Raw genomic sequence first — 11,671 nt, 5'->3', positions numbered from 1 at the left:
TAAACAGCGAAGGTCCGCCAAATTTGGCGGACCTTCGCTGTTTCAAATATTAAGTAAGTAGTTGAAAGTTCTAAGTCAGAGTTTAGGTATACGCTTCGCTTCTTAACTTTCTACCTTCTAAACTCTCTAACTTCTCAATGCTCCACTGTACTCCTTCACGGTCTGTATAAAGCATTTTACTTTTTCCGGATCCGTGTCAGGGTATACGCCGTGGCCGAGGTTGGCGATGTGGCGCTGTGGACCGAACTCTTTAAGCATTTTGATCGTCTCGTGCTGGATGGTTTCGAACGAGCTGTAAAGCAGGCATGGGTCCATGTTGCCCTGCAGGGTCTTGTTCGGACCAACCTGTGCTCTGGAGGTCTTGATGTCCATGTTCCAGTCGAGGCCGATGGTTTCGCAGTTCAGTTTGCTGAAATCTTCCAGCGCAAAGAAAGCGCCTTTTGCAAACACAGTCACTGGTACATTGTTGATCGCGTTGCAGATCTCAGTGATATAAGGCAGGGAGAACTCGCGGTAGTGCGCCGGCGTGAGGATACCTGCCCATGAGTCGAATACCTGGATCAGGTTAGCACCGGCTTCTACCTGTGCTTTCAGGTAAGCGATGGTGGTATCGGTGATCATGCGCAGCATTTGGTGCGCCAATACCGGGTTGGTATAGAGCAGCCCGCGTGCGTGCGAGAATGTCTTGGAGCCGCTTCCTTCCACCATGTAGGCCAGGATCGTCCAGGGAGCACCAGCAAAACCGATCAGTGGCACGCGGCCATTCAGGGCTTTCTTGGTCACTTTGATGGCCTCCAGCACATAACCCAGGTGCTCGTGCGGGTCGGCTACGCGCAGGCGTGCCAGGTCAGCCTCGGTGCGGATGGTTTTCGGGAACCACGGACCGCGCTTTTCCACCATTTCGTAGGTGCAGCCCATTGCCTCGGGCACCACCAAGATGTCAGAGAAAATGATGGCGGCATCCACATCGAGGATGTCAACGGGTTGGATGGTCACTTCAGCGGCCAGGTCCGGTGTCTCCACCAGTTCCTTAAATCCACTCAGGCTTTCGCGTACGGCTCTGTATTCAGGTAGGATGCGTCCGGCCTGGCGCATCAGCCACACCGGAGTACGTTCTACGGTTTCCCCTTTGGCGGCTCTTATAAGCAGGTCATTCTTCAGTTGCATGGTACAAAGATACGTTAAAAATACCGACTGTCAGAAGATGATTGTTATCATCAAAAAGACAAGGGCTATACCTGTCGGTTAAAGACGTTTTACTCTTGCTCGTAGTGGAATGTTGGAGTTTGTTTTTGCCTGGCCTCAGTTATGCAGGTATAGCAAACTGCCAGAAGGCTCTTTTGGATCTCCAGATCCGAAAGCAATCTAGTGGGGATGTCCACATCCCCGTGTTCAGATATAGGTATAGGTATATCATATTACAACCATTGTCGCAGGTATAGCAACCTGACTTGTTTCATAGCTTGCCCTGGCCGGGCGGGCCCTACTTTTTGTCTTGACACAAAAAGTAGGCAAAAAAGTCAAGACCCTCCAAACTCGCTGAACGCTCAAACAGTGGAGTGTCATTTGGTGCACCTGGCACAGCTACCTGTTTCATCGCTTCCGGGGCAAGGATGTCTTTCAATGCGTGCCAAGGGGTTGTAACAAGAGCAACGAAGCTTGTGCTTGTAGTTTGGTAGTAGCTAGAATTCCCCTCTTGAGAGGGGCAGGGGTGTGTTCAACCAGTGGGAGTGCCAAACTGCTTCAACTACGAAGCTGTACCTGTGAACAGGTAACTACAGATGGGGGTAGGGGGCTCGACAAAGAAGGGGCAGGGGATGACAATCGTGCACACTCCCCTCAAATTTCGGGCAAGTGCTCTAGGTATAGACTCAGACAAAAAACAGCCCCTGTATACCTGTCACAATGAAGTTCACGCCGATCGAAAGCACGATAAAGCCCATAATGCGTGAGAGCGCCGACAGACCGGCTTTTCCCATGAACTGCAGCAACTGGTGGGAGGAAATCAGGATGAGGTAGGCGACCACGGCCAGGGCAACAATAGCGGCTATCACCAATCCCAGGTCAGCAAGTTGCAGGGCGTCGGAGTAGAGGCTGATGCTCACAGCGATGGCCCCTGGTCCGGAGAGCATGGGCATGGCCAGTGGTGCGAATGAAATATCCTCCTTCTGCAGGCTCTCTTTCATTACGCCCTTCGATACTTTTTTGCCCCGATGTGCCTTGCTGGACAGTAACTCGAAGCCTGCTTTCATGATCATCAGTCCGCCCGCGATGCGGATATCGTGCAGCCGGATGCCAAAAAAGTTGAGCACATATTGGCCCGCCAGGAAAAACACCGCCAGGATGAGCGCCATGTAGATACAGGCCCGAAACGCCTGTTGCTTCTGGTTGGATGGGGTGTCGTCCTGGGTGAGGGTCAGAAAAACGGGCATGGCTCCGAAGGGATTCACCACACTAAAAAGGGCCGAAAAAGTGGCCAGCATCATTTCCATAGCTTGGTAGGGTTGTTTGTAATGGCAAAGCTATGGGCCGAAAATTATGCCTGTGTAAAGACCGTGTTGTGAGATTATTAAGTGTGTTGCCAGAGCAATCAGTTGTGTAACTCAGGAGTGCGGATGAAACACTTGACTGACGTTTAGACCTCAAATCCAGCTTCATTTTTGGCGCCTATACCTGAGTTATTAGGCGTAAAATGGGAAATGCAGGTATAGCTCAGTTGCCCGGTGCTATCTGTTTACTTCACGGATGCGAACCGGCTCCATGCGGTACGGTTACGATAAGAAGAGCGCATAAATTGCCGACACGATGAAGTTCACGCCAATCGAGAGCACGATAAAGCCCATGATGCGCGACAGTGCTGACAGGCCGGCTTTGCCCATAAAGCGTGTCAGCTGTGTCGAGAAGCGGAGGATGACGTAGCTGATCACGGCCAGCAGGATAATGCCGATCAGGATCAGCACCATGTCGAGGTAGGAGAGGGAGGTGGTGAACAGGCCGATGCTCACGGCAATGGCTCCCGGGCCTGAAAGCATCGGCATGGCCAGCGGCGTAAAGGAGATGTCTTCTTTTAGCTGTGCCTCTTCTACCACATCCGGTGACACTTTTTTATTGCTACCGCCCGGTGTGAGGAGGTCAAACCCAGCTTTCATGATCATGAGTCCGCCCGCAATGCGCAGGTCATGGATGCGGATACCGAAGAAGTTGAGCACGTACTGACCCGCCAGGAAGAACACGGCCAGGATACCGACCATGTAGAGGCAGGCCTTGAGCGCCTGTTGGTTGCGCTGAACGGGTGTGTCGTTCTGGGTAAGCGTCAGGAAGACCGGCATGGCCCCGAAAGGGTTCACAACCGAGAAGAGGGCAGAAAGCGTGGCGAGAATGATTTCCATGGGAGCAGTAAACGTAGAACCTCCAATATAGTTTTTAATCAATATATGTGCAAAGCATAAATTAATTTTGTACTGAATGGGGCAACTATTCTTGCTGCCCAGGCGGCCGCTATGCACGCTGTTGCATCAGAATTCGGGTATTTGCCGTAATCGGAGGTACTTCTTTTGTGTTTTATCTTTTGTCTCCACACTTTATCCTTAATTTTGGGTATAAAACAAGCTAAGCAACAATACCATGAAAGGAGAGGTAAAGCTCGGGATACTGGGCGGCGGGCAGCTGGGCCGCATGCTGATTCAGGCCGGGCTCGATTTTAATATTTATACCTTGGTGCTCGATCCGGACGAGAACGCGCCTTGCAAGGATGTGTGCAACGAGTTCTTCGTGGGCAGCTTCCGCGATTTTGACACAGTATATGAATTCGGCAAGAACTGCGACATCCTTACCATCGAGATCGAGCATGTAAATGCCGATGCGTTGGAGAAACTGGAGCAGGAGGGAGTAAAGGTATACCCCGATGCCAAGACTGTGCGCACCATTCAGGATAAAGGCCTGCAAAAGGAGTTTTACAAACAACATGCTATACCTACCGCCGACTTCAGAATTCTGAAAGACGTGGAAGAACTGAAAGCCAACACGGAATTTTTGCCGGCTTTCCAGAAGCTGCGCCGCGAAGGCTACGACGGTCGCGGCGTAACCCGTCTGCAAAGCGAAGCCGATCTGGGCAAGGGCTTCACGGAACCGTCGGTGCTGGAAAAGCTAGTAGATTTCGAGAAGGAGATTTCTGTGATCGTGGCCCGCAACGCCAGCGGACAGGTGACGGCTTTCCCGGTTGTGGAGTTGAGTTTCCATCCGGAGCACAACCTGGTGGACTCTCTTTTCGCGCCAGCCAACGTACCCTACAAACTGCAGCGTCTGGCCATCGAAATCGCCACCCGCGTAATCGAGTCATTCAACATGGTCGGTATACTGGCCGTGGAAATGTTTCTGACCAAAGACGGGCAAATACTGGTGAACGAAGTAGCACCGCGTCCGCACAACAGCGGCCACCATACCATCAAAGCGAACTATACCTCACAGTACGAGCAGCACCTGCGCGCCATCCTCGACCTGCCACTCGGCAGCACCGATATCCAGAGCGCCGCTGTGATGCTCAATCTCTTGGGCGAGCCAGGCTACGACGGAGAAGCAAAGTACGAAGGTCTGCAGGAAGCGTTGGCCGTGCCGGGTGTGTACATTCACCTTTACGGCAAGAAATACACCCGTGCTGCCCGCAAGATGGGCCACATTACCGTGCTGGGCGCAGATCTGCAAGAAGCACAGCAGCGGGCAGAATCAATCAAAAACGTAATCAAAGTAATCGCATAATATGGCTAATGAAACAACAACGCAGCCGCTGGTAGGCATCATCATGGGCAGCCAGTCTGACATGAAAGTGATGGAAGCGGCAGCTGAGATCCTGGAAACCCTGGGCGTGCCTTTTGAGATCACGATCGTATCGGCGCACCGCACCCCGCACCGCATGTTTGAATACGCTGAGCAGGCCCGCAAAAAAGGCTTGAAGGTGATTATCGCCGGAGCCGGTGGCGCCGCGCACCTGCCCGGTATGGTTGCCTCCATCACGACCCTGCCTGTAATCGGCGTGCCTGTTAAGTCAAGCAACTCCATTGATGGTTGGGACTCAGTACTCTCGATCCTACAGATGCCGGGCGGCGTACCGGTAGCTACTGTTGCCCTCGATGGCGCCCTGAATGCAGGTATACTGGCCGCGCAAATCATCGGTACCTCCAATGCTGCCGTGGCCGACAAGCTGGAGAAGTACAAGGTTGGTCTGAAAGACAAGGTGATGCGTTCAGTAGAGGAACTGAGAAGAGGGGATAGAGATTTGGATTAAGGTATAGCTTTATGGAACAAAGAAGGCCCGCAGCTTCACAACTGCGGGCCGTTCTGCTTTCAGGGGTGTCTAATTTAGGGTAGTAATTGCTGGATTGTATAACGGACTGTACAGGAGTACGTTAAGGTTTCTTTCAGTTATAAACATAGGCTGTATAAAATCTGTTGTAGACCTATGGAGACGTCCGCACAAACGCGGTTAAAGCTTTAATAACCTACTTAGGAAAATACTGATGTACGTTTAATATCGCGGAATAAATATCCCTTTGCTATCTCTTACTAAATAATGTAATGTTTTTACCATTTAATTAGATTGTTTCACTAAATATATCCTTAGTTGACCGAGTAAGAGATTCGTAGAGACGTAAAAGTTAGGAAATTACAGCTAGCCCTACTTTGAAGAAAAGTGTAGTAACTTCCCACAAAGTCTCCGAACCAATCAGAGCGTCTGAACCTGGTTCTTTACTTGTTCTTTTCAGGCGCGTCATAAACCGCCTGAGAGGTTCCTTCAGTTATGGTACCCCCGAGTTTTTTGCCGGCGCAAACACCTATGCTCGTTTGCTACAATCGAAGTATGTAATAAAAGATTACATTACAAGACCCAAGTATAAATCCATAGACTATAGACAGGAGTTCCAGCAGGAACTGACTTTTGTACTACCATTTGCATACTGGCATTTCCTAAATGGAACTTTAGCCAACACCATATCCTCGAAATACACGAATGAACTCTACTTTTTTAGCGAACAACACGAAGAACGGTATAATAAACGGGTTTGGCGGTCTCAACAGGAGAGTTTTAATATACCTAATATGTACCATTGCCGGGATGTACATTTCGAAAAATGGGCACAGGTTCCATTGAAAGAGCACTATAGGAATTCATTATTTACCTACCAGAAGCCTCTGCTTATCATTGCTAATAAGTATAATAATGAGTGGGGACAAGGCCCGATCAACTACTTCGGTATAGGTACATTGGACCGGATTTTAAATAAGTATAGACATAAGTATCAGATTGTATACAATCGACCCGGCGCAAACTATATCGTGATGGATAACAGCGATATCTACGAGCTAAATGAAGAGGAGCACATTAGAGAAAATTTTCCGGATGTGCTGCTGGCTGAAGACCTATACCTGAAGCACAGGGAGCAGGTAAATAATTACAATCACTTTCAATTAATGCTGTACGCTAATTGTGAGCGCTTTTTGTCTGTACACGGAGGCACCGCAGCCTTGGCAAGTTATTTCGGCGGAAAGAACATCATACTTTCAAAGCGCGGCCATGAGCACAGATATAACGAGTTCCAGACCATATTCCCGGCCCTGTCTGGGGCAGAAATCTACCATGCAAGAAACAATGGCGATGTATTGGACTTATTAGAAAGGCATTACTAAGTTGAATCCAAGATCATTGTTACATGGATTTAAGGCCTGCTGATAGTCATTTTCGCTACAATTTTAGCAGCTTTGAGACAAATTGTAGTGTCTATATGCATCTTAAATATTTGCCTGAGATTGGCCAAAACATAGTCCTTATTTCTGTACTTTTTCCATAGAACCTGTGTGACTCCAAGTCCGTAATGTGCGAAATTTTTCTTTGCCTTTTTAAGGATCTGCTGGCGATGTTCTGGTGGCAGGTGCTGTTGAATCAGTTGAAAAACATAGGCTGTGTCTGCCAGATATTCCCCGGTTAAGAACTTTACTCCTGAAATGGAACTGGTATGCTTGCGGTATTCCGCCAGGATTGCCGAGGTATAAGCAACAGGATAATGTTTGGCGATTCGGGCCCACATTTCCCAGTCTTCGCCATAGGTAACTGCGTAGAACGAACCGAGTTTCTCGTAAACCTCTCGTTTTACGGTAATCGTGGCATACTGAATATGCTGTCTTTCTGCAATGTGCAATAAGAAGTCTTTGAACAGGCCGCTTTTCTCTACATCATTGGTGATGTGAGGTCTCAGAAGATTGTTGTTTTCGTCGATGTGGTGGTAACGGCAAAAGGCGGCACCGGCTTCAGGATGGGCTTCAAATAGACGCTGTATCGCTTGGTAATAACCTGGCTTCACTCTATCATCGCCGTGGAGTATGTGAACAAAGTGCCCTTGCGCCCGATTGATGCAAGTTTCGAAGTTTCGCAAGCTGCCCATGTTTTGCTGCTGTCTGAAATATCCGATCCTGCCTTTTCCTATTACTCTGACGATATTTGCTACATCGGCATCAATACTGGCGTCATCCACCACCTCTATCTGCATCTGCTCCTGCGGAATATTCTGCGCCAATACGCTTTCCAGGGTATACTTCAGGAATTCAGCGCAATTGTAAACAGGTATCATCACTGACCAAAGAGGACGTTTGGTTATGGGAGGTAGCGGTTTAATGACTGGAGGGGAGGAAGGTATACGTTCCATAGGAGTAAAAGCTTAGTCGATAGGTATAGCCAGTTTTATTCTAGTGCCGTGTCATTTTAGCCACGTTTTCAAAAAGCCCTCAAACTCCTGGCCTGTCCAGTTATCTACTAGAAACCTGCCCAGGAGCATGGAATGGGAAGTTGGTTTTACCAAATCGCCATTTGTCGTCACAGCAGCAGCTATGTTTTCGCTAACTACCACGCTAAAGGTGTCATTGTTATAGCGTCCGTAGGGGTACGCGAACAGCGTCACTTTCCTGCCAGTTGCCTTTTCCAGAAAATGCCTGTTATCACGTATTTCCTTCGTCTGGGCCTGCAAGCTGAGACCAGTAAGATCCGGGTGTGATACAGTATGTGCCCCTATCTCGCAATAGCGGCTTTGACTGAGACACTGCAGTTGCTCTAGGCCCATGCTGAGATATGAGCGGCGAACTTTAGGCTGATCGATCCCTGCCCAGTTTCTCAGGTACTGTAAGCACTTTTGTTGCTCATACTGTGCAAGCGGGCGCAATGCCTGCCAAATTTTTAGATAGAGCTCGCATCGTAGCGTAGGAGGTTCGTTCACGTAAGCCTTCCACTGGTTTTGTCGTTGCTGTAAAGCTGTAGTCAGGCGGCTTTCCGGCCCTAGGTCATATGCTAGCATCGTGCTGCCCATCTCCAATTTCAGGTTCTTTGGCAGCTCTTCTGTCTGTAGTATGATATTTTCCAGCTCATCCCACCAGAATTCCACTTGTTGACCAATGGTAGCTGAAGTGACGAAAAAAGTGGCTGGTAGCTGGTATTTTTCCAAAAGCGGCTTTGCAGCCAGGTAGTTGTCGGCATACCCATCGTCGAAGGTGATCGCGACACTGTTCTTCTTTAGCTTCTTGTTTTTGAGGTCCTCCGCCAGTTCTGAAAGGGGGATTACCCGCCAGTTCCTGCTCAAAATCTGTAAGTGCTCCTCAAAGTGGGTTGGACTCACTGCCAACCGCCAGATGTCAGTCTCCAATGCAGCCACACGGTGGTACATGAGCACAATGGCTTTAGGCTCTTTTCGGTGTTTAAGGCTATATATGAGGTCTCTGATCAATGAGGTATAGCTTTAGTTGCTTTCACGGTAATTGTCACCTGAAAGTGCGGGTCGTTAAAATCGAGTTGGGTATGGGATAGCTCAGGAAGACCCATGCCATACAAGAAAGCGCTTGCCGTAAGTACATTGCCGTATGGGTATACCTCTGCATTGCTTCCAGGGAACGTCTCCTCCATTAGCCGCTTCATAGACTTGTCGGTAAATGACCAGTACCATACATCTTCCCACTCGCCATGGTCAATTGGCGTGATGCCTGGCACGGTGAGGAGCAGTGTACCGCCTGGCTTAAGTATGCGGTGGCAGGTATGGAGTGCGTCCTTAAAGTTGTAAATCAGGTGCAGGGTCTGTGTCAAAATGATACAGTCGAATGCATTATCGGGTATGTGAGGAGCATTACTGATATCGCCTATGATGGTAGCGTGTGGGTTCGAATCATTTACATGCAGAATATCACTCTTTGTAATCCTATCACTTCCATAGAACATGGTATAGGAGTTATCTCCGATTTCCAAAACTCTGCCCCGCACACTAAGAGACTCGTTGCTTAAAAAGTTTTCGATGTAATAGCGGTCTACAGGCCCGCCCCTGTCGTATCCGAACTGCGTGCTAAAAGGAACTGACTGATGGAAATCGCCCAGTTTTACTTTTCCGAACGGGGGCGTACCTTCTGCAGGTAGAAGTGATATCAGCTTTTTCCTGACTCTACCGGAAGGAATCTTTTTGATAACATGCTTAGTGAAAGTGATCAGCACAGAACTAAGCATTTGTGAGTTTGAAGCCGTGCCATTCAGGTTTTTCAGCAGAGTATAGTAGTCAGTGGCCGAAAATTTACTGTTGCCCTGTATGTTAGCATACAATTCCTGCACATAGTATTGCTTCCAGTTTCTTAGTCCCTCAGTGTATGCAGATTTTTCAGCGCTGTTTCTTAAATGAGGCTCCTGACTCTCCAACACCCTGATAGCGGTGTTCAGCATAAGCGGTATGTTGTGAGAGGAATTTTTCTTGTGAAAACGATAAGCAGCTATTTTGTGTGGATGGTGCAGCACTAGGTATTTTCTGGCTATCTTAAGGTATAGGTCATATTCCTCACAGCCCCTTATAGACGAATCGAATTTGAACTCGTCGAACACCCACCTTCTATACATGACAGCAGCATGCATACCGATGTAATTTCCTTTTAGCAAGTTTAAGTAGTGGTGCGCAGGTACTGTTTTGACAACCGGCACTATGTCCCCGCTTTGAACAAAGACTTTGTCGTGGCTTCCCGATACAAAGGCCAGTTGCTCGTTTTTAGCCAGATAGCTGTAATTGATAGCGAGCGCATCATCGTAGAGGTAGTCATCAGCATCCAAGAACACGACACACTCGCCTTTGAAATGCTGAAGTCCTACATTTCTGGCAGCCGAAGGGCCTTGGTTGTGCTGATAAAAATAACGTACCCCTGTGTTGCGTAAGGCTACTGTTTTGGTGTCATCCGTCGAGCCATCATCTATTACTATAATTTCTGTGTTTTCGTAGGTTTGCCTGAAAACGCTGTCGAGAGCATCCTGGAGCAGGTGGCCTAAGTTATAACAGGGTATGATAACTGATATCAGCGGGTTGTGCATGGCGGGTGATGACTGTTTGCTATTGGATGGCGACCTCTTTCTGCTTAAGTAAAAAAGGAAAATTGGGACGTACAACGCCCCACCATTTGTCAAAGTAATTAATGCCTCCTCTATAATCTTCTACATCGAAAGAGAGGCACTCTTCAAAGTAATACAACTGTATGGATACGTCCCTGGCAATATGCAGACTGATGTAATAGGAACCATCGTTTAGAAAATTGCCTGTTATGTTACACTCACCTTCTACTATACCTTTTTGACAATGGGTGGCTGGTGAAAGCAAATCGAAAATACAATCCCCACTGTACGAGAACAAGACTAGGCTAACCCTAATATTCACATCATCCGATAGATTCCAGAACCTGAATTTCACCGTGAGGGGGGTTCGTACATCGATAATCCCATCGGAATATTCTGTATGTGGAACGAGCTCAACGTACTCAAAGCGTATGTGATCATTTCCGGGAGCTTCGCTGATAGTAGGCCATTGCTGTTTAAGTTGGAACTTCTGCATACTGGCGATATACTTGTTAATGACGACTGAAGAAGGACCTATTTCCTTCATAACGCCCTTATCTAACCAGATCGCCCTGTCGCAGAGGGTGTTGATGGCTTGCATGTTATGGCTCACAAAGAGAATCGTTCGGCCTTCCGACTGGGAAACCTCCTTCATTTTACCCAGGCACTTTTTCTGAAAGTCCGCATCACCAACCGCCAACACCTCATCTACAATTAGTATATCCGGCTCCAAATGTGCAGCTACTGCAAATGCCAGGCGCACATACATACCCGACGAATAGCGCTTGACGGGTGTTTCAATAAACTCCTCTATACCTGAAAAGGCCACTATCTCGTCAAACTTGGCTGTTACTTCGGGTTTGCTCATCCCCAGTATGTAACCACTTATGTAAATGTTTTCCCGCCCTGTCAACTCTTTGTTGAAACCTGTTCCCACCTCAAGGAGGCTGCTGACAGTGCCACGACCTTTTATGGTTCCACTTGTCGGCTTCACGATGCGGGAAATGATTTTTAGTAGTGTTGACTTGCCGGATCCGTTACTGCCAATAATACCCAGCGATTCACCTTGCATCACATCGAAACTAATATCACGCAATGCCCAGATTTGGTCCTGCCCACCATTTATAGAGGTGCATCTATCCAATTGGAAAAAAGGGTCCTTTTTGCGCAGAATGTAGTGGTTCCACCATTGCTGCAGGTCCTGCCTGAAGGAGCCTGTTCCTATCGTGCCTAGGCGGTATAGCTTGGAGATATTCTCTACCTGTATGGTTTTAGCTGTCATGC

Annotated in this window: 10 protein-coding genes; 3 read left to right on the top strand and 7 right to left on the bottom strand. The window is 48.3% G+C overall.

Going from position 1 to position 11,671, the window contains the following annotated elements; all coding sequences use genetic code 11:
* Positions 1-126 precede the first annotated feature (126 nt).
* The 3 genes from hemE to B0B12_RS15780 all read right to left on the bottom strand — a co-directional run bounded on the left by hemE (position 127) and on the right by B0B12_RS15780 (position 3,389).
* Positions 127-1,167: a uroporphyrinogen decarboxylase gene (hemE, locus tag B0B12_RS15790; protein WP_076670845.1), complete on the bottom strand. Its 1,041-nt coding sequence runs from the start codon at positions 1,165-1,167 to the stop codon at positions 127-129.
* Positions 1,168-1,871: 704 nt separating this feature from the next.
* Positions 1,872-2,492 carry a MarC family NAAT transporter gene (locus B0B12_RS15785; protein WP_076670843.1) on the bottom strand — a complete coding sequence of 207 codons (621 nt, stop codon included), beginning with the start codon at positions 2,490-2,492 and terminating at the stop codon, positions 1,872-1,874.
* Positions 2,493-2,771: 279 nt separating this feature from the next.
* Positions 2,772-3,389 (bottom strand): MarC family NAAT transporter, encoded by a 618-nt coding sequence (locus tag B0B12_RS15780; RefSeq protein ID WP_076670841.1) that lies wholly within the window; start codon positions 3,387-3,389, stop codon positions 2,772-2,774.
* A gap of 235 nt (positions 3,390-3,624) precedes the next feature.
* Between B0B12_RS15780 and B0B12_RS15775 the strand changes: the two genes are divergently transcribed.
* The 3 genes from B0B12_RS15775 (at position 3,625) to B0B12_RS15765 (ending at position 6,681) form a co-directional block, all read left to right on the top strand.
* A complete protein-coding gene (locus B0B12_RS15775; RefSeq protein WP_076670839.1) occupies positions 3,625-4,755 on the top strand; it encodes a 5-(carboxyamino)imidazole ribonucleotide synthase in 1,131 nt (376 codons plus the stop codon).
* Between the two features lies 1 nt (position 4,756).
* Positions 4,757-5,281 carry a 5-(carboxyamino)imidazole ribonucleotide mutase gene (gene purE, locus B0B12_RS15770; RefSeq protein WP_076670837.1) on the top strand — a complete coding sequence of 175 codons (525 nt, stop codon included), beginning with the start codon at positions 4,757-4,759 and terminating at the stop codon, positions 5,279-5,281.
* Positions 5,282-5,676: 395 nt separating this feature from the next.
* Positions 5,677-6,681, top strand: coding sequence for a hypothetical protein (locus B0B12_RS15765; RefSeq protein WP_139337823.1), 1,005 nt, complete (start codon positions 5,677-5,679; stop codon positions 6,679-6,681).
* Positions 6,682-6,710: 29 nt separating this feature from the next.
* Here B0B12_RS15765 and B0B12_RS15760 read toward each other — a convergent pair whose 3' ends face one another.
* From B0B12_RS15760 to B0B12_RS15745, 4 genes are read right to left on the bottom strand one after another with little or no spacing between them, the layout of a single operon-like run.
* On the bottom strand, positions 6,711-7,694 hold the full coding sequence (locus B0B12_RS15760; RefSeq protein WP_076670835.1) for a glycosyltransferase family 2 protein: 984 nt from the start codon (positions 7,692-7,694) through the stop codon (positions 6,711-6,713).
* Positions 7,695-7,745: 51 nt separating this feature from the next.
* Positions 7,746-8,762, bottom strand: coding sequence for a polysaccharide deacetylase family protein (locus tag B0B12_RS15755; RefSeq protein WP_076670833.1), 1,017 nt, complete (start codon positions 8,760-8,762; stop codon positions 7,746-7,748).
* Positions 8,759-10,369, bottom strand: a complete 1,611-nt coding sequence (locus B0B12_RS15750; protein WP_076670831.1) for a glycosyltransferase — start codon at positions 10,367-10,369, stop codon at positions 8,759-8,761. The genes B0B12_RS15755 and B0B12_RS15750 overlap by 4 nt, the downstream gene beginning before the upstream one ends.
* 19 nt (positions 10,370-10,388) lie before the next feature.
* Entirely contained in the window at positions 10,389-11,669 is a 1,281-nt protein-coding gene (locus B0B12_RS15745) for an ABC transporter ATP-binding protein (protein WP_076670829.1), read from the bottom strand.
* Positions 11,670-11,671 lie beyond the last annotated feature (2 nt).

The sequence above is a fragment of the Pontibacter indicus genome (assembly GCF_900156345.1).
Classification (GTDB): domain Bacteria; phylum Bacteroidota; class Bacteroidia; order Cytophagales; family Hymenobacteraceae; genus Pontibacter; species Pontibacter indicus.
The sequence above is the reverse complement of the archived record's forward strand: the minus strand, read 5'-3'. Positions and strand labels throughout refer to the sequence as shown.